The sequence below is a fragment of the Plastoroseomonas hellenica genome (genome assembly GCF_018129085.1).
In the GTDB taxonomy this organism is placed as follows: domain Bacteria; phylum Pseudomonadota; class Alphaproteobacteria; order Acetobacterales; family Acetobacteraceae; genus Plastoroseomonas; species Plastoroseomonas hellenica.
Map to the genome: position 1 here is coordinate 21721 of NZ_JAAGBB010000010.1, position 23631 is coordinate 45351.

Sequence of the window (23631 nt, forward strand, 5' to 3'; positions counted from 1 at the left end):
GCGCAGATGAACGATGAGCTGCTGCGAGCGGTTGCAGAGAGGCAATGGCGCGACTACTGCGCGCGGACGCCCGGTACGCTCTTCGCCGGCGCCGAGGAACCGCCGTTCGACGTGGCGGATGCGTATGCCGTCCAGCGTGCGGTCGCGGACATCCGCCTCGCGGGCGGTGATACCATTGCCGGCTTCAAGGTTGGGTGCACCGGCCCGGGAACAACGACGCAGTTCGGCATGGCAGGGCCAATACGCGGCTTTCTGTTCGGCAGTGAGATACGGTCGAGCGGTACGACGCTCGCCCCAGACGGATTCGCGTCTCTGGCGATTGAGGGCGAGATGGCTGTTAGCATCGGCGAGAGTGGAGCGATCGTATCCGCATTTCCGGTCATCGAGTTGCACAACTTCGTCTTCCGCTGCCGCCGCAAGACGTTGGCGGAGCTGATCGCCAACAACGGGTTCAATGCTGGGATCATCATGGCGCGGGGGCGGTCAGCACTACTTGAGACAATGATACCCGCTTGGAACACACTTGGCGTGCGCATCAACGGTAGTCTTGTAGCCGAAGCTGGGCTCTGGCCACTCCCTGGCGGGCCGGCCGCATCCCTCGATTGGCTGAGGGGTGATCTGGCGCGAGAGGGCCTATCGATTTCTCCAGGCCAGATTGTGATAGTCGGCACACCTTTGGGACTCTATCCGGTCCATCCAGGCGACAGGATCGAGACCTGCTTGGATGGTGTTTCAGTGGTCGCGTGCTCCGTTGAGCAACCCGCGCTCCGGCCTTCGGAGTGACAAGACTGCGGGCCCTTGGGCGGCTCGGACGGGCCAGATCCGCTAGCGGCTCGCACCGGGAGCGCTCGGGGCGAGGGGCAGTAGGTCGAGGGCGGCTGCCAGCCAGTCGGCCCTTACTTCATGTCCGCCATCATGGATGCAGAGTCGAATGGGACCTCGACTGCAGTCTGTGACCTCGCATGGGATATCGACGATCTGCTCGATCCTGCGCTGCGACACGCAGCCACCCCGCGCTTCCATCACGGTGCGGCTTACGAAGGTATCGCCCTGGCGCGCGCCGGCACGCACGGCGCGTCCCTCCAATGGGAAGATGCGGTCGGCACGGCCATGGAAGTGGATCATTGCCGGAGGGGCGTCTTCGCAGTCGCTGCCCTTCGGGAGCGGGCTCCAGAACACGCCCGAGAAAGTCACGCTGCCCGCGACGCGACTGCCGATGTGACATGCTGTGTACCAGGCCATGGATGCGCCAAGCGAAAAGCCGCCAATGATGATCCGGTCGTGACCAAGGCCCAAGCGGTGCTCTATGTCGCCCAACACAGCGGCGATAAATCGAAGGTCATCTCGCTCGGAGGATGGCGAATGCTCAAAGGACCACCGTCCGTTCAGCCCATCGACTGCGACGAACGCGATGTTGCGGCTGGTCGCTGCCGCGACGAAGTCGCGATCGTGCATGACGGCGTCGGCCGATGAAGCGTAGCCATGGAAGAACAGATAGGCGGCGCGCGGCCGGCCTGTCCTTGGTAGCGCGACATCGTACCGGCCGCCTGCGACGTCGCAGACGCCTCTCGTGACGCATCCTTCGCCCATGTCGGATGCCCAGGCCGGCGCCATGAGGATTGCGATGACGAGGCCGAGCAATGCCAACGAATGCCTCATCCGCAGTCCCTCTCTCGACACGACAGAGTATTCGCCCCGAGCTCGCAGACGGTTACGCGCCAAGAGGTCTCCGTCCTGCTCAGGACGTCGGTCCTTGCCGTTTGTGGGATGGGAGGTTCCGAGCCAAGCCTTCAGTCGGTGTTCGGCTCTCCGCTGTCCGGCTCGCGCTGCGGCCGGGAGAGGCGCAGCTTTGGGTCTGCGGGCCAGCGCTCGATTGTTCTCACCCATGAAGCCGTGTGACTGCGGCGATGCGCCTGAGGGGCGACGCACCCCGTGACGTGATTCCACGTTCCGACGACAACACGGCGCCGGGCCCTCCGGATCCGCTTGCGTGCCGCCCTTCGTGTCGCCCCCGCATCGCCCGGCGTCAGTCGGCGGCTAGCTTGTCCTGCGTCTTCGTCTCGAAGTCGCTGGCCTCATGCCGCTCACGCAGCTGGCTCGCGGGGTCGCCGTTGACACGGTTGACCATGCGGCCGCGCCGCACCGCCGGCCGCGCGAGGAGCTGGTCGGCCCAGCGCTGCACGTGCTTGTAGTCCTGCACGCTGAGGAAGGTGGCGGAATCGCCGTAGAGCCAGCCCTTCACCAAGCCGCCATACCAGGGGAAGATCGCCATGTCGGCGATGGTGTAGTCGCTGCCGGCGACGTACTCGCTTTCCGCCAGGCGGCGGTCGAGCACGTCGAGCTGGCGCTTCACCTCCATGCTGAAGCGGTCGATCGGGTATTCCATCTTGGTCGGCGCATAGGCGTAGAAGTGGCCGAAGCCGCCGCCGAGATAGGGCGCGCTGCCCATCTGCCAGAACAGCCAGGAGAGGCATTCGGCGCGCGCCGCGGTTTCAGTCGGCCGGAAGGCGCCAAACTTCTCCGCGAGGTGCATCAGGATGGCGCCGGATTCGAAGACGCGGATTGGCGCCGGGCCGCTGCGGTCCACCAGCGCCGGGATCTTCGAATTGGGGTTGGCGCCGACGAAGCCGCTGCCGAACTGATCGCCTTCGTTGATGCGGATCAGCCAGGCATCATATTCGGCGTCGCTATGGCCGAGGGCCAGCAGTTCCTCGAGCATCACCGTCACCTTCACGCCGTTCGGCGTGCCGAGCGAATAGAGCTGCAGGGGATGGCGGCCGACGGGCAGTTCCTTGTCATGCGTCGAGCCGGCGATCGGTCGGTTGATGCTGGCAAAGCGGCCGCCATTGGCCTTGTTCCAGGTCCAGGCCTTGGGGGGCGTGTAGTCGGGGGGATTGCTCATGGTGCTCAAAGCTCCGGATCGATGCGCTGCGGCGCGGTTTGGCGGGAAGCTACGGCGGGCCAGGACAGAAGGAGAATGGCGCTGCGACCGCTCGTGCATTTCCATCTCAACCCGTCACCCGTTCCGTGAGGTGCCGCTCGTCGCCCCCTGTTATAGAATAGTCGATCTAAAATCCGCTGGGCAGGTGCACAGCGGTCGTTTATGCTGGGTAACGCGCCGGCGAGATGACACTCCGTCGATCTCGACGAGGTCCGGGGCAGACGTAGGACGGGCCCCTCCCGAAAACAGGGACAGAGAAAGGCGATGTCGTGAATGCAGATCCTTCATCGCGATCCACTGTGACCGGATTGGAGGGAGGAGCGCGCAGTTCAATGGACGCGCGTGGAGTCATTTTGGCCCGAGTGGGAGCGCTGTTCTACACTGGCTGGGGGCTGTTCCATCTCCACGTGGCGTGGGACATCATGATACTTGGGCTGCCCGAAGGCGGGTTAGTGCAAGGGCGCCTGTTCCAGCTCGCAGCGTACATGCTGACGATATCGCTGTTCGTCATCGGCATTGCAGTGCGCATGAACTGGCGCAACGACCGGCTAGGCTACTGGCTCAATCTTTGCGTGGCGGGTTGGGCTGACGCCGTTTGGGTCGCTGTCGTCGTGCTGCCTGGCTATGTCGGGCTCATGAGGGGTCTTGTTCCACCGGCGGTGTTCGTGGCCGGGGCTGTCCTCACGACGTTTGCGAGGTGCGCCGTCGCCGCGACGGCTGCCAAAAAGCCTTCGCGCGGAATCGATGGATTAATCGGTAGGTAGCCATCGCACGCGCTCGCGGCCCTTGGCGCGGCTGCGACGCCGGGACGATGGCGCGCAAGACGAATGGCTTGACGCCCGCAATTGTGAAGCATCCGAGGGCAAGGGAGGACTAGGAGATGGGCTTTCCGGAGATTCGCGAAGCGGACGCGCCGCCCGAAATCGCCGATCTCTACAGCAGATTGCGTGAGGCTTTTGGCATCCCGCTCGTCAATCTGATATGGCGCCACGCCGCGACGATGCCGGGCGTGCTTACCTGGCTGGTGGAAGCCGCGGCCGGTGTAGTGGCAAGCCAGGTGCTGAGCAGGGCGAGACTGGCTCTCCTCACGGTTCCGCCGATTGAACACTTGCCGACCTTCGCGGACGCAGCCTGCGAACTGCCTTTAGAGGAGCGCGCGCGCCTCAGGACGCTCGTCGAAGTCTACAATCGTGGCAATACGACGAACCTCCTGTTGCTGACCGCGCTGCGGCGCGCGATCTCCGGCGAGGCCATCATTGGCGGCGGGCTGTCGCTCCCGGCGGCTCCTGTACGGGCGCCCCAGCTGCCCTCCCTACCAGCGCTTCCGAGTCTCGAGTCTTTGCCTGTGGAAATGGCCCGCATCGTGCGAGGGCTCGCGGCGCACCATGAGGGGATCGCTGATGCGATTCCAAGCTTGTACCTCCACCTCATGGCTTGGCCGGATCTGCTGGCGCCGCTGTCCCGGGACCTGACGTCGCTTTTCGACGACGGGCAGCTGGTGGCCATCCGCGACAGGTTAATCCGGTACGCAGAGGAGACGGCGCCGCTGCTGCTGCCGGCGATGACGCCGCCCGGATCATTTCCCGCCGAATACAGGGAAGAGACGCTTTCGGCGCTCCAGGCTTTCGCCGGCGGTCTCATCGCCGAAATGACTGTGATCGGGACGTGGATGGCGGCTGCGTTGGATCAGACCCGCTGAGAAGGCCGAAGCCGCCGTCGCCTCATCTTGTGCCGGTCAGCAAAAGCCACGGCCCGCGGCTGATGGTCCGGGGCCACGGTGCCTATCCCCCACACGGTTACGAGGCACTGGTGATCCGCTGCACCGACACGTCCCGCCCGCGGCGGATTTCGTAAAGCTCAAAGTCGCGCGCCAGGAGACTGCCATCCGGCTTGAAGTCGACCGAAGACAAGGCACCGTCGTAGTTGATGGACCTGCCGGCTGCGAGCGCGGCGGCACCCTCAGCAAAGCTGGTCACCCGCTCACCCGGACCGTTCGCGACGCGCGGGATCTGCCTTGATCGCGTCCACCGCCGTGCCGTTGGCGGCCGCAATCGCCAGCAGCAGCACGTTGATCTGGTCATAGCCCGCGCAGCCGAAGGGATTCTGGACCTCCCCGTTCGGGGTCTTACCGACGAAACGCAGATAGGCGTCATAGGCCGGGCTGCCCACCGGCGGCACCGGGAAGCCGTGCAGGATACCGTCGGCGGCGGCGCCCACCGCCTGCTTGAACTGCGGCCCGACCGCGAAGGAGATGGTGAAGACGCGGCCGCGATAGCCCGCCCGGAAAATGTCGCAGTAGATCGCGGTGAAGTCCGTCACGTAGCCGGGGATGAAGACCGCCGACGGATTGCCGCGGAGCAGCCGCTCGACCTCGGCCCACATCTTCGCGCGACGCTCTCCGGTGGTTACGGCACCTTCTGCGGCAAGGTGAAATAGTTCTCGCCTGACGCACCGGTTCCCGGGGAGGTCCGGCGCTAACCACACTCTGTTGGCCAGCGAACGTGGTCCAGAACGGCGCGGACTCTGGCGCCGAGAAGGGGACATTTCGATGAAGCGACGCCATGTTCTCGCCGCTACGCCGGCCCTACTCGCTCTCCCGTCGCGCGGCTTGCGCGCGCAGCCCGCATCGCCGGCACAGCCAATCGTTGTCGAGCTCTTCACATCGCAGTCGTGCTCATCCTGTCCGCCTGCGGATGCCGTGTTGACGGAGTTCGTGCGGGATCGTCCGGATCTTCTGCCGTTGTCCTTTCACGTCACGTACTGGGATCGCCTCGGCTGGCGCGACCGCTTTTCCCTGCAGTCGGCCGCCGAGCGCCAAAGGCGCTATGGCAGCACACTGGTCGAGACGGCGTTTGGGCCGGGCCAAGTGTATACGCCTCAGATTGTCGTCCAAGGGCGGCGCGACGCGGTCGGTTCCGATCGCGGCGCCGTGCTTAGCGCTATTGCAGCGGTCTCAAGCAACCGAGTGCAAGTCCCGGTCGCATTGGCAGAGCAGGGAGGCGCTGCCAGCTTCTTGGTGGGCACTGGGGCCGGCAGCGGCACGATTTGGCTCATCGGATTCGATCGGTACCACGTCACTGAGGTTCGAGCAGGTGAGAACGGGGGACGGACTCTCGGCTACAGCAATGTGGTCCGCGGCATCGCCTCGGCCGGGACGTGGGAAGGGCGGGTGGTCCGGGCGACGGCCCCGAAGCCCGACGGCGAGCGAATGGCGCTCCTGCTGCAAGGCGCAGACGGGGGCATTCTTGGCGCGGCATTGGCGAGCTGAGGGCGCAATGGCGATTATTGGACGGCGTCAGCTGGCGCCATTGATCGGGTTTGCCCTGAGTCCCGCCGCCCCGGCGTCCGCCGCGCCGCAGGAGCTGCGAGCCGCTGATGGTGTCACGGTCTTCGGCGACTACCGCCGCTCCGACGAGCCGCGACGCCGGGGCACGATTCTGCTCTTTCACATGGCGGGGTCGAACCGCGGGGAATATGCGACGATCGCTCCTGAACTGACACGCCGCGGTTTCGACACGCTGGCGATTGATCAGCGTTCAGGCGGAGCGGGCTGGGGCCTGCGGAATGAGACGGCGTCCCGCCTTCCGCGTGATCCTGGCTTTCTGCCGGCGCTCGCGGATCTGGAGGCAGCCTTCGCGTGGGCGAAGGGCTGGGATCCGAACGGCCGCCTCATTCTTTGGGGGAGCAGCTATTCGGCGGCACTCGTCTTCCTTCTGGCGGCCGCCACACGCGACAGGGTGACGGCGATTCTGGCGTTCTCACCGGGAGAGTATCTTGCAGGGCAATCCGTCCGGGGCGCTGCGGCACGAGTGACCTCTCCGACCTTCGTTGCGTCCGATGCCGACGCCTTGGAGGAAGCCAGCGCTGCGGTGCTGCTCGCCGCTGTCCGCGGCGCGCCCAAGCGCCAGTTCCGTCCCACCAATGGAGCCCATGGCAGTTCTATCCTGCGCAGCGACCGCAATCCGCGCGGTGCGGCAGTCGCTTGGGGAGCGGTCTCGGCGTTTCTCGATGAGGTTGCGCCTCCCTGAGTTAGATAGAAGCCGAGGTGAAGCGGGGTTGCGTCGGCTGCGTAAAGCCCAGCGCTGTGAGCTTGCGAGGTAGAGGAGCCCTGAAGCAGTTTCGTCGGATCCGGCGTCAGGATACGCGGAGGGAGCAGATCCAATCTGCCGCGGCGCCGATCCAGCCGCTCCCGCCGATGCGGGGTCGCCTTACGAGTAGCTCGCCTGAGCGTCATCTGGTTTTCAGGCAACTGTAGTTGCCAGGTCGCCCGGCATATGCATTCTAATACGGACGATCTAAAACAGGATCCTGGAGCCTGTGACGAGCCCACGCAAAGCTCGTGCGACCTCCATCGAAATGACCTGCTCGGCAGCGCCGCGACCAGTTTCGGGCCGGCCCCAGAGTGGCGACTGAGGAGACCCGACGATGATCCGCTTCTATTTTCATCCAACACCAAACCCGGCGAAGATCGCGCTGTTCCTCGAGGAGGCTGGTCTGCCGTTCGAATTGGTGCCGGTCGACACCAGCAAGGGTGAGCAACACCGCCCAGCGTTTCGGGCGATCAATCCCAACGGGAAGGTTCCGGCGATCGTGGACACGGACGGCCCTGGCGGCCGTGAAGTCCGCGTCTTCGACTCCAGCGCCATTCTTATCTACCTTGGAGAGAAGACCGGCCGCTTCCTCGGCCGGCCCGCCGATCGGGCCGAACTGCTGTCTTGGCTCTTTTTCCTCGGTACCGGCCTTGGGCCGTTCTCCGGCCAGGCTGTCCATTTCCAGTTCGCGGCGCCCGAGGGAAACGGCTACGCCCTGAACCGCTATCGGAGGGAGGCAGAGCGGCACTACCGGGTTCTCGATGATCATCTGGTTGGTCGCGACTACATCGTTGGCGACGAATATACGATTGCCGATATCTCCGGCTGGGGATGGATCGATCGTGCTTCCCGCGTGCTGAAGGGAGAAGCCGATCCATTGTTAGCCTTCCCGAATATCAAGCGCTGGTTCGCGTCGATCGACGGTCGGCCCGCAGTCGCGCGCGCACGGGACGTCGGCAAGGGCCATGAGTTCAAGCGCGTGAATGACGAGGAGACGAGGCGCGCACTCTTTCCATCCAACTATCCGCCAGCACTTTGACCCTGTCGGCACGAAAGACAGCATCAGGGGCAAACCATCGTGAATCTTCAAGGCAAGCGCGTTCTCATTACTGGCGGCTCTAGCGGCATTGGCTTCGCCACTGCGCGGAAGTTGCTGGAGAAAGGGGCGAATGTCGCCATCACGGGCCGTCGTCAGGCTGCGCTGACGAAGGCGATCAACGAGTTGCGCAATGCATCAGGGCAAATCGTCTCCATTGCTGCCGACGTGGCGAGCGAAAACGGGCGCCGACTGACGCTCGAAGGCGCGCTGCACGCGCTGGGCGGCGTGGATATCCTGGTGAACAACGCGGGAGGAGTCCGGGCCGGCCGACTTGAGGCGATTTCCGAGGCGGAGATCCGGGCGATGATCGAAGTGGATCTGCTCGCTCCGATCCTGCTGACCCGCGCGGCTCTGCCGCATCTGCGGGCGAGCGGCAATGGCATCATTGTTGACATCACATCGGGGATCGCGCTCATCGGCGCGCCCTTCTACGCGCCGTATGCGGCGGTGAAGGCAGGCCTCGCACGCTTCGACGAGGCGCTTCGCCGCGAGCTCCAGGATGAGGGAGTTCACGTCCTCACGGTGTACCCTGGCGCCACCGATACGCCCACGATGGCGTCGAACAGGGCAGGGCCCGAGTTGGGCTTCTCGCGTGAACCGGCATCGGCTGTCGCGGAGGCCATCGTCGCGGCGATCGAGGCCGGCGACCGTGAAGTCATTCGTGGTGGAGAAGCTAGGGCGAAGATGATCGCGATGAACCGCGATGATCCCGCGGCCATCGATCGTCGATTTCTCGAGCTGAAACCGGCGCTGCTGGAAGCCGTGCGTGACCATTCAGCGCTCTGATTCCGGTATTGGACGAGATTATCCTTCTTCCTGAGGACCATCCCATGCCGAGTGTTGCATTGCTCGTGGAATTGAAGGCGAAGCTCGGCAAGGAGGAGGAGGTCGCGGCTTTCCTGGAGCGAGCAGGAGCGGTCGCCGCCGCTGAAGTCGGGACGCTGACGTGGTTCGCCGTGCGGTTCGACAGAACCACATTCGCGATCTTCGACACGTTTTCAGACAAGGGTGCTCGGCATGCGCACCTCGGTGGGCAGATCGCCGAAGCGCTGATCGCGAGTGCGGCTGACCTGCTCGCTACTCCTCCGGAGATTCGCGCGGCAGACGTATTGGCGGCGAAGCTGCCGGGCTGAACGAGAAGCCGCAGCGGGCTCTGAGCGTGGACCGTGACGATCGCAACGCTCGCTGGACGGCGCTGATGAGCGCCGCCCAGGATGGCGACTCCGGCACGTATGAGCAGCTGCTGCGTGAGATCCTGCCATTTCTTCGGGCGATAGCTTCGCAACGTGTGCGCGACGCGGCGGAAGCGGAAGACGTGGTTCAGGACGTGTTGCTGACCTTGCACAGGGTGCGCGCTACTTACCACCCCGCGCGGCCCTTCACGGCCTGGATGGTCGCCATCGCGGAGCAACGCTCGCTTGATCGCCTTCCCCGTCGTGCTCGCTGGCCGGGTCGCAAAATGCCAACGGGAGCGGCCTCGAATGTCGCGGGACGCTCGGCCAAAGAGATATTGGCCGCGTTGGTTCGGCAGGAACTGCACGCAGCGACGAGCGGCATGACTGGCTCTCAGGCCACTGCTCCGCGCCTGGCCGAGCTTGAAGAGCTCCCATTGGCTGAGGCGAGCCCACGATCGCGACTGGTCGTCTCGGCGCTCAAGGGTGCGATGCACTGGGCCTTGCTGACCCTCAGAAAGAGGTTCGGCGCGAAGGAAGGGCCGACAAGCACGTGACCTCGATCCTGCAGTTCGACCCGTCGTGCGGTTTAGCGTATCGACCACGGCGGGCCCGACATGACCTGCGCTACGGTGAGCCCATCACTCGAGGCCCGAGAAGCGCCGAACCACCGACTGTGATCAGCACCCCCAAGCCGTGCCAAGCAAGCACGGTTGCCGCAGCGTCGACGGGGTGCATCATCATCATTCCGACGTTCGTCAAAGACGCGGCGGCCAGTCCGCCTAGGAGCGCAACCGGCAGCGACCGCACCGGTGCCGCGCGGCGCACCAGCAACGCCATCGCAAGCGAGAGCGGCAACCCAAATCCGAGTATGAATGCCAAACATGGGACGCTCGTCTCCAGGTTCATGCGATCGAACCCGGATTCGATGAGATCGCGAAGGCAGCCCCACCCGAGGTCGCCTACCCAGAACCCCGTAGCCGGAATGGGTAGTAGGCCCCAATTTGCGCTCCTGTCCGGGAAGGAAAGCTGAAGTGCGGATATCGCGGCCAGCACCCCTGCCAGCCCCGCCGCGATCATCTGGCGCAGATCACTGCTATCGGCGAGGCGCGCCGCCAGGTCACGACGCAGCCCGAAAGCGGCCGTCGCCAGCGCGATGACGGCGATGGCGACCACGAGCCAACGGACGGCCAGGATCCAGGGGCCCGGCAGGCGCCGCACCGGCGTTAGGCCACTTGAAAGTTGGGCAATCAGCTCCTCGGTCTGCATGACGTTGCGTCCAGGGCACCCAGCCGCTTGCGCAGGTTGCGCATTGCCCGATGGGTGGCGACTTTCAGGGCTCCTACACTGAGGCCGGAGCGAGCGCTGGCTTCCATCAGGGAGAGTTCTTCGATTTTGGCGAGCTTGAGAGCGGTCTGCTGCGAGACCGGCAGCGCACCGATCGCCGCGCGCAGCTCGGCTCGTGCTAGGCCGCGCTCGGCCTCTGGCGCGGCAGGGCTGGGGATGTGCTCGGCCGCCTCGACCTTCACCTCGCGCGCAGCGCGGCGACCACGGCTCCGGCCGCGGTCCAGCGCTCGGCGTTCGGCGATGGCGGCCATCCAGGGGGTGAAGGGGCGCGCAGGGTCGTAGGTGGCGCGCACCCTGTGCAAGGTCAGCAGCGCGTCCTGAATCGCGTCTTCCGCTTCTGCCGCGTCGCGCAGCCGCGCGAGGGCGATGCCGCGCAGTAGGGGCAGGATCTCCCGCAGCAGCCGGTCATAGGCACGTTCGTCGCCCGATTGGACGGCGACCATCAAGGCCGACCAGCGCATATCCCGCGCTTCTCGGGATTCGACCTTGGTGGCGTCCGGTGGTGCCATCCATTCTGGGAGGCGGCGGAGCGCAATTTCCGACATGGCGCTGCTAGCTTGCCCGTATGGTGGTGGTGGCGGGCGTCCGCTGCCTTTCCAGCCAGTAGGCGAAGATGGCGAGGATGATAGCGCCGGTGACCACCAGCCCCGGGTCGAGCCAGATGGCCTGGCCCGCGAAGCGGCGCAGCAGCATGGAGACCGCTTCGGAGAGGAAGAGTCCGAGGCAGAAGACCTGCAGGCTGTGGCGCCCGATCCGCGCCAGGGCGTGCCCGATCAGATTGCGCATCCAGGGCGTCTCGCGCGGGATCAGCGCGGCGCAGAGATAGGCGAGGGAGAGCGCGTGCAGCAGTCGCGTCGGCGCCAGCACTTCCTTCCCCTGCACCGCGAGCGCGGCCCAGGCTGGCCCGACGATGACCTCCTCGTCGATCATCCGCGCCCAAAGGCCGGCGACCAGCACAAGCGATGCAACCGCGATCAGCGCGGGATGCCGCGGCAGGGTACGGCCGGTCAGAAGCCTGCGCCGGCCGAGGAAAGCCCCGATCATGAAGATGAGCTGCCAAGCCATGGGGTCGAAGGCGATGCCGCTCATGATGCCGGGCGTCGCGACCAGCCCGAGCTGCGCGGCGCCGTAGAGCAGGGTCGAGGGTAGCAGCGCCCAGGCGCCGATCCGCTCCACCAGCCAAAGGAAAGGCGCGAGCAGCGCCATGCAGACGACGAAGATCGGCAGAATGCCCATGTCGGCCGGCTGGTAGAGCATCGCCGCCGCTGCCGGGATCGCGAGACGTGGCATTTCGAACAGAAAGCCCCAGCCGAGCCGCATCGCCTCCCCGGTTACGCCGAGACTGCGCTCGAGGCCGAGGATGAAGGCGGCCATCAGCAGGAAGACCAGGATATGCGTCCGCCAGAGGCGAAGCGTGCGCGCCAGGATGTCGGCGCGCGCACCCGCGCCATCGCCACGCGCCGTCTTCAGCGTGAAGACCGAGCCGAGCAGCAGGCCGGAGAGCAGCACGAACTGCTCCGAGCTGTCGGAGACGCCCCAGGCGGCATGGATGCCCCAAGCCATGTAGCTGCCGACGCAATGCGAGACGAAGATCGATACCTGCATCCAGCCGCGCAGGATATCGAGCCGCAGGTCGCGCGGCGGCCGGGCTATGGGCGGCCCCTTGGTCACGCGGGCACCGCCGCATCGCGCCCGGCGATCCGATTGAAGAGCGCGACCAGCTGGTCCCGACGCAGCACCGCGACCAGCAGACCCGCCGCCCAGGTGAGGCAGGCTTCCTTGAACAGCACGCCGCCATCGCTATAGGGGTCGATGCCGAGCGGGCTGACGGTGTGGAAGAAGATCGCGCCGCTCATCACGCCCATCGCGAAGAGCCCGCCAAAGCCCTGGGTGCGCGGGATCAGCACCAAAATGGAGGCTGCGATCTCCATGGCTCCGACGCCAAGGCGCATCGCCTTCTCGTAGCCGTGGAAGCCGAGCCAGTCGGTCAGCACGGTGAAGAGAAAGACCGAGCCTGGATTGCCGAGCAGCTTGTACTGCTCGTAGTGCAGCAGTTCCCAGGCGATCCAGATCGCAGGGATCCAGGCCAGGTGGCGCAGAAGGCGCAGCGGCTTGTGCTCAATCACGACATGATCCCCGTTCCGTCGATTGCTCATTCGTGGGATGAGTGAAGGGAGTTACAGAGGCATGCGAGATTTGTGCGATACCTCGCAGGCCGCCAGCGCAGAACGGGCGTGCCGCCCACGAGCAGCGACACCTGCGGCTGCTCGGGGCGGAAGCTCATCAGAGCGACGGCCGGGCCGGGATTTTCCCCCGGCGAGCCGATGGGCCAGCTCCGCCGGAAGGGGTGACGATTGACCCCAGCAATCCGCATCAGAGCCGTCGCGCGGCGGCGAAAGCGAGCACTGAGAGACCAAGCCCGGCGGAAAACACGACCAAATGACTCTCGGCGGTTGCCACGAAAGCGGCAGCCAGAAGAAAACCTACGATCGCTTGAGTCACAGAGAAACTTGCTGAGCATCGGATCCACAGGGTTACCGCATGCTCGCGGGCGATCTCCTGAGCGAGCGTCAGGGTCACTGTGCTGACGCCGACAGCCGCGAAGCCGGCTAGCCCGGCCGCGGGCACGATCAGTATCGTCGACGGCTGAATGCAGAGCGCAAGCGCAAGAACCTGCGTCCCGAGCAACACCTGCAACGTGACTCGGCTACTGATGCGATCGGCCAGCTGGCCGGCGAGAACGCCGCCGGCTACCCCCGCGAGCCCGAAGACGAGCCAGATCATGGCGCCGGCTCCGATCCCCATGTGATGATGCCGAACAGCTAGGTCGGCAAGGTACACCATGGGTGGGACCATGCCGGCGCTATGTACAGCGTAGGTGACGACGAGCAGATTGCCGTGCGTCGGCGTGCCTGACGGCGGGCGATTAAGCTGGGCTCTCGGCCAGTGGCGGTGGGCCAGCATCCACAGCAGGGCCACCAGCGCCGCCAAGCCGCTCCAGGCGGCAGCGACCCCGCCGTGTAGAAGGGCGGGAACCGAGAGCGCGCCGCCGACAATCCCGAAGCCCACGCCAGCGACAACGATTCCGCCCGCCACTCCTTTCCGGCACGGCGGCACGACTGCGAGCGTCGCTGGGCCGGCAATTGCCATCAGCAGGCCGCCGCCCACGCCAGCGAGGCAGCGCCAAACCATTAACCACCAGAATCCCGCGTTCCAGGCACAGGCGATCAGGGACAGCACCAGCAGTAGCATGCCGAAGTTCAGCAGCTTCGGGACGTCGTTGCGTTCAACGCTGTGGCGACCGGCCAGTGTTCCAAGGAGGGAGCCAAGCAGGGCGACTGCGCCCAACGCTCCGGCCTGCCCGCCATCAACCCAGCCAGCTCCGATCATGGCGGGGAAGAGAGGGACGTAGGCGAACCGCGCTAGACCGTTGCCTGCAGCCGTCGCCGCAGCGCCAGCCAGCGCCGAAGGGAGGTAGCGGTCCCCCTGCTTCCTAGGCATTCCCAGCGTCGCCACCGCCGGTGCGCTGCAATGGACGCGCGTTTGCAGCCTTGGCCACGCTTCTTTCTCCGGAATCCCGTGCAAGCGCCGTCGATGCGGTAACCTCCAGCAGAGACGGCTGGAGTTCCGCCAGCGCTTCCGTTGCGATATCTGCGCCTTGCCATGGGCGCGACATCGGATCGGCGCGTTCAGGAGGAGCGGGGCCGCGCATCCGGGAGACTGATAGCCCGCTCAGTCGCTACGGAGGGAAGCCAGCGTCGCCAGAACTTCGCTAGGCTCGAGGCGACGACGGTAGTCGACGTCGATGTAAGTCAGCGCAACGCGTCTGTCGGGGGCGATCACGTAGGTAGCCGGAACCGGAAGCTCCCAGCTCTCATCGCCATTGAAGCCATCCAGCGCCTTATTGTTCGAGCGGAGTGCGTCGCGCAGCTCCTGCGGCAGCGAATAAACCAGCCCAAACTGTCTGGCGACCGTATTGCCGACGTCGCTCAGGACATGAAAGCTCAACCGATTCATTTCCGCCGTCGAGAGCGACTTGTCCGGAAGCTGTGGCGAGACGGCGATCAGTGACCCGTCAAGCGACGCTATCTCTGATAGCGCCGCTTGATAGGCGCGGAGCTGGATGTTGCAGTAAGGGCACCATGCGCCGCGGTAGAATGTGAGAACAACGGGCCCGCGCAGGAGCTCTTTGAGCAAGGATATGGAGCGTCCCTGTCCATCCTGGAGCGTGAAGTCGGGAGCCTCGTCGCCGGTCCCAATCGCCTTTTCCAGCGCGAAGCTGGTGCGAAGTTCCTCGATCTTGGAATCATAGAGGGCCGGACGACCGGCAGGCGCCGTGCGTGCGAACTCTGCCCTGAATGCCGCAAGCTGTTCCTGGAGACCCATCGTCTGCCGCTTCCCTGTCTTTCGCTCCGTAGGCTGTGCCCGGATAGTGGCCAGGCCCATCCATAATTCTCGTTCGACTGTTCTATAATGCGCCCGCAGGTGCCTCAGGACAAGCTGGAAAGCGTGGCGCCGGACCAAGACAGTCAGCGTCTAAACGAGTGGGGAAATAGGGAGGGAGTTGTGCCTTGGCGATGATCGCGGCCGCCGGCCATCACAGCCGTCGGAACATCTGCCCGTCCGCTGATCATTGTGCCGGGGAGACTATTCAGTTGCGCCTTTCACGAAGTCTTCGAGAATGAACTCGGTCTCGCGCCGACCTTCCGCTGGCACGTTTATCCCATGGCGAGCGAAGACACGCTCGGCCAGGTCATCGCCAGTGCTGCGCGTGATGAAGGTGCGTCCCGTCTCATCCTGCCATACCAGGACGCGCATTGGCAGATCGAGGGCAAGGGTCGGATGTCCGGCCATGGCTGGCGTCCCCGCGCGAGGATTTCCGAACACTACGACCGTCCGAGGCAGCAACGTCATACCCACGCCCTGAGCCGCGGCCGCGTGGTCGATTTCCGTGAAGACAACCCATCCGGCACGTCGAACGGCGGCGGCGAAGCGGTCGATTGTCACACGCACGTCATGGGTGCTGGGACGCGTCATTAACCCAGCGGACTGGGCAGCCGAAGGAACAGGATTCAATAGCACGGTCAGTGCTGCGGCCAGCGCACCGAGACCTCGTTTCGCGATGGGACTTCTCATTAAGGCTTTGGCGCCAACAGCGTTCGGGCTGTCGACAGGAATCCTCGTCATCGCGAGGTGCGCAGCCCTATCAGCGGGCGCGGGTTCATCAGGCAGGGAGCGGGCGCTGGGCTTCATAGCGAACTCCACGAACGTTCTCTTGAGGAGCTTCGACAGCCGGAGCAGGAGGTTACGTTGCTGCCGCCGACGCCTATGCGAGGAACTCGCCTCCGCTCGTTCGATGCACCTCCGATGGCTTGGGGCCCCGGTCGAGACGGAAGTCGCATGCGGCTCGCGGTCCTCCACTCGCTCCGGGACGAGGCTAGCCCCCCGCCTGCGTGGAAAAGGCCCCGTTTTGGCATTCTAATGCAGGTAATCTACAATCAGGTCGCCGACGATTATGCTAATTTACCGTCGTGCGACATGCGAGTGGATAGCGACATGGCAAGACCGAGGGAATTCGACGAAGGCGACGTACTCGACGCTGCAGTGGAGTGCTTCTGGAAGCAAGGCTTTGAAGCGACTTCGATGCGCGACCTAATTGAACGGACAGGTATCACTGGTGCGAGCCTCTACAACGCATTTGGAGACAAGCGTGCGCTTTATCAGAGGGCGCTCGACCATTATGTCGCTGGTAGTATTGCGGAACGGATCCGTCGGAGCCGAGAACTGCCCCCGCGCGAGGCGATCGAATCCTTCTTCGCCGATATCCTAAAGCGCTCTCTGGGAGATCGCCAACGAAAGGGCTGCATGTTGGTGAATGCCGCTGTCGATGTGGCACCTCATGATCCGGCCTTTCAGAAAATTGTCGCTGCGGTGCTTAAGCACCTCGAGACCTTTTTCCTCGATTGCGTGCGGGCGGGGCAAGCTGACGGCACGATCACGCTGGCTTCGCCGGCGGCGGACTTGGCGAGGCACCTTCTCGCTGTTTTGCTGGGCGTTCGTGTCCTGGCGCGCGTCCGGCCGGAGCCGGCGTTGCTCAAGGGTGCCGTTGCGACGGCTCTCGCCTTCCTTGATGGGAGCGGGCGAGGACACGACGCGCGGGCCGGGCAAGCACTCTCGGGGAGAGGTGCGCGGTAGCATGGATGTCGCGCAGTCCTCGTCGAGGAACCATCCAGGTGCACCGCAGATCTCGCCCGCTGCGTCTACGGCGCGGCTGGCCAGGTTTCATTGCCGAGCGGAGCGCTCAACACTCCGGCGCCGCGCTTCACGCGTGCCGAGCTCGACGCCGCTCGCCGAGATTAGGCAACGAGCTCAGGCCTCAGTCCCTGGTCGGCGAACCGACCTGTCGGCGTGAGCTGATCAAGCTCCTGGGCGTCCAGACGAGGCGGCAGCCTTTGAGGCCGGAATTGGCAGCTTCTTCGCAATCGGAGACCAGCGAGTTCGCACGGACTGATGTCAAATGATCGTCTCCAGGCTGCCGAATTTCACCGGGATGACCTGGCGGGCATGAATCTCTCCGACCATGTCCTTGTTTATGACCGTGAGCCGCTGATCATCCGCAGGGCCGACGGGCAGGACCATCCGGCCGCCTGGCTTGAGCTGCTCCACTAGGTGCGGAGGGACCTGCTCTGGCGCGGCAGCCAGCAAGATCTTGTCGTAGGGGCCGTGTTCGATCCAACCGCGCGAGCCATCTCCTACGCGGCAGCCGACGTTGGAGTAGCCGAGCTGGTTGAGCAGAGCCTCGGCCCGGCTCGAGAACTCCTCCACGATCTCGACGGTCCAGACCCAACTCGTGAGTTCCGCCAGGATCGCCGTCTGGTAGCCGAGGCCGGTGCCGATCTCGAGTACGACATCCACATCGCTCGGCTTTAGAAGATCGGTCATCAGTGCGCAGATGAACGGCTGCGAGATCGTCTTGTCGAAGCCAATGGGCAGGGCGCTGTCCTGATAGGCGTGGGTGGCGAGCGACGGGGGCACGAACAAGTGCCTGGGTACCCGCTGCATGGCTGCGAGGACCCTATCATCCAACGACGGCTTGCCGATCTCGACCTCCAGAAGGTCGGCGTGAACCGAGATCAGCTCGACCATATGCCGACGCAGGATGGAGAGGTGCTTGTCGGTCAGCGGCTTCATCGCGGTGGACTCCTTGATCTGGGGAGGGCGGCGCCCGCGCTTCCATCCCCCCGCGCCCGCTCGATCTGGGAACCTGCCAGCTCTTCGGCAACCACGAAGGCGGACCTGGCGCGGGCGCCTCCCGCGAGGAAAGCTAAGGCATCTGTCTTTGATTGCAGTTATTCGCCGCAAGCGTCGCCTCTCAATCGTCGCCGAATCAGCCTGCACCAGTCATGGGCAATGGCGCCATGCACGCGATGGCTTCCTGAGGCGTCCGTCGATGATGCGACCGTCGCGCGGAGTTCGGCGGAGTGACGCCCAGACCACCGCGTTCACGCAGGCCACTCGCTGTCGACTGGCTCCCGGGGCCCTCGGATGGTTCCCCTCAGGGCCGACGCTGACCATCATCACCTCGGCGGGGAAGTTCGGCAGGGGAGGCGGTTGGATACGGGACATCGTGGAAACGCGCACCCAGGCCGACCCGGACGTAGCCATCCTCGAGCCTCCAGATGACGCCGCCACCCTGGTCGGCCGCGGCGCGCTCGAAGACCCAGCTGCTGTCCAGCACCGCGTGCGTGTCGGTGCGGGCCAGCTCCGCGAGAGTGGGGTTCTCCATGTCGAAGTGGAGCCAGCGCTGCCAGCGCGGCGGCATGTAATAGACCACCTGGTAAGACCCGTCGGGGCTCATGGTCGAGCCGACGAAGGTCTTGCCGCCCAGCGCCCCGGGTGTCAGCGCCACGGCGCCTGGTGCCGCAATGAACTGCTGGAGTCATCGAGCGGATCGCGTGGGCCTACCGCGCGGTTAGCGAGCGCTGCGCGTGAGTTGGCATCGGCTCAACGGTCCAGTGCCGGGCTGTATGTGAGCCGTCGTGGCTAGCGGAAGTCCCTGGTCTTCACCTTGATCGCCTCGGGGACCACTGCGGGGCGACAGAGCTTACCTCCCGGACGTGTTCAGCGCCGCAGCCGGTCCGCAATCTGCCGCCGGTGCTCGACGCCGCCGAAGAAGACAGCGAGGATCCTCACCTCGCCAGCGGGGTCGTCCACACGGAAATAGTAAATGAGGCGCTCGTGGGTCACGTTCCGGATGCCAGGCAGGACTTCCGGGTGCTCGGTGCCTCTGTGCGGCTGGACATGGAAGGTCTCCATGTAGGCCAGCGCTCCGGCGATGCGCTCGGCCGCGCGCTCCGCGGCAGAGGTTTCGTCCTCACCGAAGTCGCTGTACGAACGCACCAGGTGCTCTTCGATGCGTTCGAGGTCGAGTGGGACATCGGCCGCCAGGAGGATCCTATAGCGACGCACGTTCCCGCCGCTTGCGCTCCAGCATCGCCCGGGTCTCCGCTGTTGCCTCTTCAAGGCTGACGAAGGGGCCAGACTCCCGTCGCTCGATCAACGCTCTTAGTGCCGCCAGATCGGCCTCGCGCGCCTCGTTCTCCTGCCTGAGCATATCGAGACCGCGCTGAAGGACGGAACTCAGGCTCGGATAGGTACCGCGCTCGACCAACGAGCGCGCGTAGGCTTCCTGCTCGTCGGTGAGCGAAATTGAGGTCTTTACGGTCATCGGCCACCTCCAGGCCGACCGTACTACCCAGTCATACCGCGTTCAACCCTCGCACGACGGATCCATCCGATTGAGAACTGGCACCCATCCCGCCTGCAAATGCGACGGCATTCCTCCTCCACTGAAGGCGAGGGCCCGCTGCGAGGCGGTTGACGGGAGCATCGGTCCGCCATCCGAGCGTCTGTTACCGGAAATCCCGCGTCTTCACCTTAATCGCATCGAGATGCAGGTTGCGAATATAGATGTCCCGCGTGCGGGCCGCCTTCGCCGCCGCATCCCGCGGATCCTGCGTCGGGCTGCCGTGGTGGAAGTTGTCGCCGCGTCCATGCGGCAGCGGGAAGGAAGCCTCGCGGTCGCCGACGCTGGCGAGCTCGCCGGATAGGTCGGTGAGCTGATCCGAGCCAGGCTGAGCGGTTGCAGGCGAGCCTCCATAGCGGCTCCCAAAGCATCATCGATAACCCACTGCCTGCTCTCAAAATTCCAGAGCAGAATCACCGCCGTGCGGCCATCCGGCGCGTTGGGTGCACTGGTGTGGTAGAGCAGAGCGAGGCGGGGCACCAAGGCGGACGGAACCGGACCAGCTTCGAGAAGACGATCACATCGCCGGTCAGCGGTTCGCCCGCTGCCAACGGTGATGATGACTTGATGCGTAAAGTCCGCCCGCTCGGAGGCAACGCCGCACCACTGCGCGTTCGAGAGCTTCTGTGGCCCTGCACCCAGGATGCCTCGAAGGCAGCGGCACACGGTCGGCGTTTCGCTCAGCCGCTTGGCCTAGATATAACGCCCGGGGCCGAGTTCCTGCGCCTGGACGCCGCCGCTTCCATCTCCCGGCGGCTCAGCTCGGCGTCGATCCTTAGACGGCGAAGATGGGCTTCAGCAGGCATAAGCGGACCACGTCGTGCGCCTTGATGATGAAGAGCTTCATCCAGCGCGGCAATGTGCAACGGCAGTGAGTCGCGGATGACCTCTGCCTGGCGCTGCAGGCGCAGCTCGCGGCCTGGGTCACGCCCGCGGATCTGAGCCATCTGCACCCGCTGTGCGAAGCGGATGAAGGTGTCGATCGCCTTCTGGCGATCCTGCTGTACATGGGCCAGTAGGTCCGACCCCAAAGGCTTGTAAGGCTTCTGCGACAAGTCCTCAGCGACCTTCCCCCAAAGGTCCTCGTTGGTGATCGGCGTGGTGTCGCCCAGCGCCATCCCGCGCTTGACCGCCTCGAAGGTCGCGGCCTCGGAGATCATGGTCCACGTCGTGCCCCGGGCGCGGCTCTCCGCGACATAGCCCTTGAAGGCCGTCGCGCCGGCCGCGCCGCGGGGGAGGGCGTTGATGTGCTCGTCCGAGGTGATCCCCTGCGCCGCATCGACAGTGAGTACGTGTCCGAAGCCGAGCAGCAGGCGGCGGGACTTCTGGTCCGTGAGCGTGTTCCAGCTGACCGCGCCGGCGCGGCCTGCCTTGTCCCTGAGAAGGAGCCCATCATCGCTGCGGCCGACCACGGTGACGATATCGCCGTTGGACCCGAAGGAGGCGCGCTTGCCGTCGACGAGGCCGTAGGTGCGGCGGAACAGCCGCACCTTGTCGCCGCGGGCCAGCGGCAGGTCGTACTGCTCGCCACGCTGATCGATGGCTTGGTAGACGGTCTCCTCCGCAGCGATCTCGCCGCGGGCCTTCATGCGGGACCGAATGGCGCGGCTGATGTCGGCCGCGTCCTCGTTGGTCAGGGCCGAGACCGTGACGCCGGCCCTGGCGCCGGCGGCCGCCAACGCATCGCGCCGGTAGAGGTAGAATTCGGCGATCTGGGCGACCACCTGGTCCTGGTCGCCACCGAGCAGCCGGGCCGAGCCGTCGCCGCGGGCACGCTTGCGATCGAGTGCCGCGGCCGCCTCGCCCTCGCGGAACAGGGTGGCGATCTCCCGGTCCTCCAGGCGGGTCTGCCGGACTGTGCTGGTGATGACCGGCCGCTCGGCATGAGGCAGGGCGCGTGTCAGCAGCTCCACAGTGTCGCCGGCCTCGACGGACTGGACCTGCTCGCGGTCGCCCAAGGCCTTGATGATCATCCCGGTCCGGACCTGCACCTCCAGTAGCTCCAGCATCGCGCGCGGCGCCACCTGGCTCACCTCGTCGATCACCAACACCGTGTTGCGGGTGGGAACGATCTCGCCCGCGGCGATGGAAGCGAGCAATGGATCCACGGCGACGGTCCGGCGAATGCCGGTGTCCTTCAGCGCGTCCGCCTGGCGCCAGGCCGTCGCGGTGCCGATGATCTCCCGGCCACGAGGATCGAAGCGGGTATCGGCGCGCCAGGCGTCCACCAAGGGCTTCAGCAGGGTGGTCTTGCCGGCGCCGGCGACGCCGGTCAGCAGGGAAAGGGCGCCACCCTGGCCCAGAGCGTAGATGGCGGCTCGCTGCGCCGCGGCGTGCTCGGGCTCGCGCTGGAAGTCCAGCTCGCCGGCAGCGGCTGCAGCGCCGATCGCCCGGGTGATGGTGTCGGCGGGCAATGCTCCAGTCCGGTCGACGGCCGCTCGGCGGGCTGCCGCCTCAAGCGCCTGCTCCATCCGGACCTGCGCAGTGTGGGTCACGCGGACCCTGTCGCGGGAGAGGCCGGTGAGGAGGGCGACATGCTCGCCCCGGAAGACGATGCCCCGATGCTCGATCAGACCAACCACCTTATCGATGTCGTCAGGTCCGCCGGCGATACCCGCGCCGATGAGGGCACGCGCGGCATATAGGCGCAGCTTGTCGTGGTCGATCACGGCAGTCGTTCGGAATTCCTTGGCAAGGTGTCGGGCGGCGAAGGCGTAGGCGCGGTCGAAGCGCTCCGTGTCGGAAAGGGCAGGGTGCTCCACCCCTTCGAAGACCGTGGTGTGCTTCCAACCGATGGCGTCGGCCTCGGCCTTCCAGATCTCCCGGTCGCCGAGCTTGCCGTGTTTCTCCAGCCGCGTCGCGAGCCCGGTCACCGCGAGGATCTTGAACTTGCCCTCGGCGGACATCGTCTCCCAGTCCAGCCCCTGTCCCTTGGCGTAGGCGCGTGCGGCCCGGAGTACCTGGCGCCGGCCTTTCGAGAAGAGGTCGGACGCCTCCTGGGGAATGGCCTGCAGGACCACAGCCTGCTGATCGCGGTCGTACCCGATCCGGGCGCCGAGGGCGCGCAGGCGATCGGCCAGTCGCGCCTGGAAATACGCACCGAACTCATGCACGCGCGAATGGAGGCGCTGGGTATCGAGCGACCCGACGCGGCCGTCGTCGGTCGCGACCGCATTGAACATCGCGTTGTGGATATGGGCGTGCGGATCTCCATCCATCGGCACGTCAGCAAGATAGGTCGCGCCTTCGGCGCCGTCGCGGACGGGCACCGTCGGTCGCGCGGTGTAGTGCCGGAAGCTGACCCAGCCGACCGCGCCGGGATCCGCGCCGTCTTCTCCGCCGGCGCCCTTGCGGGCCCAGCCGAGCTCGCGAACGACATAGCGCATGGTCTCGTCGTTCGCTTGGTCGATGGCGTGCCAGATGGCGGCACTCTCGGCCGGCGTCGTCGCGAACTCCGCCGCGAGCGTCACCGACTTGTGGGGTGCAATGGTCAGATCGTAGGCACTGACCTTGCGTTGATGGCGTGACCAGGCCTCGCCGTTGTCGGCGCGCTTGGCCTCGAAGAGCCGATCGAGCTCCTGGTCCCGCGGCAGGCGGGTTGGGTCGATGCCGAGGGCCTCGGCGATGGTGGCGGGCATATCGGGACGCCAGGTCGCGCGGCTGTCGCGGCCGGTATAGTAGGCGGTGAGCCGGCCGCCGGCGTCGAGCTGCCGGCCCGGTGTGGTGGCGGGGTCGTGGATCGGCTCAGGGGTGTTCTCGGTGAAGTAGGCCCGGATGAGCTTGCCGGCGCTCGCCGCGGCCAGCTTTCGGAAGGTCATCATCAGGCGAGATCGCGGTTGCGGCTGGTACGCAGCACCGCCTGGGCGAGGGCCGGCGGCAGGTCGGTGCCCAAGGCGGTCAGCTTGGCTTCGATCCGATCGAGCGTCGCGCCCTGGGCATCCATCCGGCTGCCCTGAGCCTGCACGAGACTGATGAGGCGGGCGATCAGCTCATCGAGGGACGGCCCCTCCCGCTCGCCCGGCGTGAGCATCTGAATCAGCGCGGTGATCTGCTCGGTGAGGGCGCGCAACAGCGCGGTCTGCGCGTGCAGCAGCCGCAGGATCTGCGACCCTTCGCTCTCCGTTCGCGCGAACTCGGGATCTTCTGCGCCCATCGCGGACCTCCTCGCTTGCGCG

General features: G+C 65.7%; 27 protein-coding genes. 10 read left to right on the plus strand and 17 right to left on the minus strand.

Annotated features, from left to right (window positions below):
- The first annotated feature begins 6 nt into the window (after positions 1–6).
- On the plus strand, positions 7–783 hold the full coding sequence (locus GXW71_RS09915) for a 2-keto-4-pentenoate hydratase (protein WP_211852335.1): 777 nt from the start codon (positions 7–9) through the stop codon (positions 781–783).
- 42 nt (positions 784–825) lie between these two features.
- Here the strand turns inward: GXW71_RS09915 and GXW71_RS09920 are convergent, their stop codons facing one another.
- Both GXW71_RS09920 and yghU read right to left on the minus strand, forming a co-directional pair.
- A complete protein-coding gene (locus GXW71_RS09920) occupies positions 826–1647 on the minus strand; it encodes an alpha/beta hydrolase family esterase (RefSeq protein WP_211852336.1) in 822 nt (273 codons plus the stop codon).
- A gap of 379 nt (positions 1648–2026) precedes the next feature.
- Positions 2027–2902 (minus strand): glutathione-dependent disulfide-bond oxidoreductase, encoded by an 876-nt coding sequence (yghU, locus tag GXW71_RS09925; RefSeq protein WP_211852337.1) that lies wholly within the window; start codon positions 2900–2902, stop codon positions 2027–2029.
- 371 nt (positions 2903–3273) lie between these two features.
- Here yghU and GXW71_RS09930 point away from each other — a divergent pair, with 371 nt between their 5' ends.
- Positions 3274–3705 (plus strand): hypothetical protein, encoded by a 432-nt coding sequence (locus GXW71_RS09930; RefSeq protein ID WP_211852338.1) that lies wholly within the window; start codon positions 3274–3276, stop codon positions 3703–3705.
- A gap of 116 nt (positions 3706–3821) precedes the next feature.
- Positions 3822–4640, plus strand: a complete 819-nt coding sequence (locus GXW71_RS09935) for a hypothetical protein (RefSeq protein WP_211852339.1) — start codon at positions 3822–3824, stop codon at positions 4638–4640.
- Between the two features lie 97 nt (positions 4641–4737).
- Here the strand turns inward: GXW71_RS09935 and GXW71_RS09940 are convergent, their stop codons facing one another.
- Positions 4738–4917, minus strand: coding sequence for a hypothetical protein (locus GXW71_RS09940; protein ID WP_211852340.1), 180 nt, complete (start codon positions 4915–4917; stop codon positions 4738–4740).
- A gap of 4 nt (positions 4918–4921) precedes the next feature.
- Positions 4922–5323: a type 1 periplasmic-binding domain-containing protein gene (locus GXW71_RS09945; RefSeq protein WP_211852341.1), complete on the minus strand. Its 402-nt coding sequence runs from the start codon at positions 5321–5323 to the stop codon at positions 4922–4924.
- Between the two features lie 166 nt (positions 5324–5489).
- Between GXW71_RS09945 and GXW71_RS09950 the strand changes: the two genes are divergently transcribed.
- The 6 genes from GXW71_RS09950 to GXW71_RS09975 all read left to right on the plus strand — a co-directional run bounded on the left by GXW71_RS09950 (position 5490) and on the right by GXW71_RS09975 (position 9860).
- Positions 5490–6209 (plus strand): DUF1223 domain-containing protein, encoded by a 720-nt coding sequence (locus tag GXW71_RS09950; RefSeq protein WP_211852342.1) that lies wholly within the window; start codon positions 5490–5492, stop codon positions 6207–6209.
- Positions 6210–6216: 7 nt separating this feature from the next.
- On the plus strand, positions 6217–6969 hold the full coding sequence (locus GXW71_RS09955) for a serine aminopeptidase domain-containing protein (RefSeq protein ID WP_211852343.1): 753 nt from the start codon (positions 6217–6219) through the stop codon (positions 6967–6969).
- A 397-nt stretch (positions 6970–7366) separates the two neighbouring features.
- Positions 7367–8071 (plus strand): glutathione S-transferase family protein, encoded by a 705-nt coding sequence (locus GXW71_RS09960; protein ID WP_211852344.1) that lies wholly within the window; start codon positions 7367–7369, stop codon positions 8069–8071.
- Between the two features lie 39 nt (positions 8072–8110).
- On the plus strand, positions 8111–8917 hold the full coding sequence (locus GXW71_RS09965) for an SDR family NAD(P)-dependent oxidoreductase (protein WP_211852345.1): 807 nt from the start codon (positions 8111–8113) through the stop codon (positions 8915–8917).
- 8 nt (positions 8918–8925) lie between these two features.
- Positions 8926–9264: a putative quinol monooxygenase gene (locus GXW71_RS09970; protein ID WP_246526438.1), complete on the plus strand. Its 339-nt coding sequence runs from the start codon at positions 8926–8928 to the stop codon at positions 9262–9264.
- 26 nt (positions 9265–9290) lie between these two features.
- Positions 9291–9860 carry an RNA polymerase sigma factor gene (locus GXW71_RS09975; protein WP_211852346.1) on the plus strand — a complete coding sequence of 190 codons (570 nt, stop codon included), beginning with the start codon at positions 9291–9293 and terminating at the stop codon, positions 9858–9860.
- A gap of 70 nt (positions 9861–9930) precedes the next feature.
- On the opposite strand, the gene GXW71_RS09980 is transcribed toward GXW71_RS09975, so the two are convergent.
- From GXW71_RS09980 to GXW71_RS10010, 7 genes are all read right to left on the minus strand, one after another.
- On the minus strand, positions 9931–10572 hold the full coding sequence (locus tag GXW71_RS09980; protein WP_211852347.1) for an NrsF family protein: 642 nt from the start codon (positions 10570–10572) through the stop codon (positions 9931–9933).
- Complete coding sequence (locus GXW71_RS09985) at positions 10554–11195, minus strand: RNA polymerase sigma factor (protein ID WP_246526439.1); 642 nt, start codon at positions 11193–11195, stop codon at positions 10554–10556. The genes GXW71_RS09980 and GXW71_RS09985 overlap by 19 nt, the downstream gene beginning before the upstream one ends.
- 7 nt (positions 11196–11202) lie before the next feature.
- Positions 11203–12321 carry an OpgC domain-containing protein gene (gene opgC, locus GXW71_RS09990; protein WP_211852348.1) on the minus strand — a complete coding sequence of 373 codons (1119 nt, stop codon included), beginning with the start codon at positions 12319–12321 and terminating at the stop codon, positions 11203–11205.
- Positions 12318–12776 (minus strand): hypothetical protein, encoded by a 459-nt coding sequence (locus GXW71_RS09995; protein WP_211852349.1) that lies wholly within the window; start codon positions 12774–12776, stop codon positions 12318–12320. The genes opgC and GXW71_RS09995 overlap by 4 nt, the downstream gene beginning before the upstream one ends.
- A gap of 247 nt (positions 12777–13023) precedes the next feature.
- On the minus strand, positions 13024–14151 hold the full coding sequence (locus GXW71_RS10000; protein ID WP_211852350.1) for a YbfB/YjiJ family MFS transporter: 1128 nt from the start codon (positions 14149–14151) through the stop codon (positions 13024–13026).
- Positions 14152–14382: 231 nt separating this feature from the next.
- Complete coding sequence (locus tag GXW71_RS10005; RefSeq protein ID WP_211852351.1) at positions 14383–15036, minus strand: peroxiredoxin-like family protein; 654 nt, start codon at positions 15034–15036, stop codon at positions 14383–14385.
- Between the two features lie 261 nt (positions 15037–15297).
- A complete protein-coding gene (locus GXW71_RS10010) occupies positions 15298–15903 on the minus strand; it encodes a DUF302 domain-containing protein (RefSeq protein WP_211852352.1) in 606 nt (201 codons plus the stop codon).
- Between the two features lie 228 nt (positions 15904–16131).
- Between GXW71_RS10010 and GXW71_RS10015 the strand changes: the two genes are divergently transcribed.
- On the plus strand, positions 16132–16845 hold the full coding sequence (locus GXW71_RS10015; protein WP_246526440.1) for a TetR/AcrR family transcriptional regulator: 714 nt from the start codon (positions 16132–16134) through the stop codon (positions 16843–16845).
- A 318-nt stretch (positions 16846–17163) separates the two neighbouring features.
- Here the strand turns inward: GXW71_RS10015 and GXW71_RS10020 are convergent, their stop codons facing one another.
- The 6 genes from GXW71_RS10020 to GXW71_RS10045 form a co-directional block, all read right to left on the minus strand.
- Positions 17164–17841 carry a protein-L-isoaspartate(D-aspartate) O-methyltransferase gene (locus GXW71_RS10020; RefSeq protein ID WP_211852353.1) on the minus strand — a complete coding sequence of 226 codons (678 nt, stop codon included), beginning with the start codon at positions 17839–17841 and terminating at the stop codon, positions 17164–17166.
- A gap of 364 nt (positions 17842–18205) precedes the next feature.
- Complete coding sequence (locus GXW71_RS10025; RefSeq protein ID WP_211852354.1) at positions 18206–18559, minus strand: hypothetical protein; 354 nt, start codon at positions 18557–18559, stop codon at positions 18206–18208.
- A gap of 212 nt (positions 18560–18771) precedes the next feature.
- Positions 18772–19050, minus strand: coding sequence for a type II toxin-antitoxin system RelE/ParE family toxin (locus tag GXW71_RS10030; protein WP_211852355.1), 279 nt, complete (start codon positions 19048–19050; stop codon positions 18772–18774).
- A gap of 55 nt (positions 19051–19105) precedes the next feature.
- Positions 19106–19378, minus strand: a complete 273-nt coding sequence (locus GXW71_RS10035; protein WP_211852356.1) for a ribbon-helix-helix domain-containing protein — start codon at positions 19376–19378, stop codon at positions 19106–19108.
- A 758-nt stretch (positions 19379–20136) separates the two neighbouring features.
- Complete coding sequence (mobF, locus tag GXW71_RS10040; protein ID WP_211852357.1) at positions 20137–23277, minus strand: MobF family relaxase; 3141 nt, start codon at positions 23275–23277, stop codon at positions 20137–20139.
- Positions 23277–23609, minus strand: coding sequence for a hypothetical protein (locus GXW71_RS10045; RefSeq protein ID WP_211852358.1), 333 nt, complete (start codon positions 23607–23609; stop codon positions 23277–23279). The genes mobF and GXW71_RS10045 overlap by 1 nt, the downstream gene beginning before the upstream one ends.
- Positions 23610–23631 lie beyond the last annotated feature (22 nt).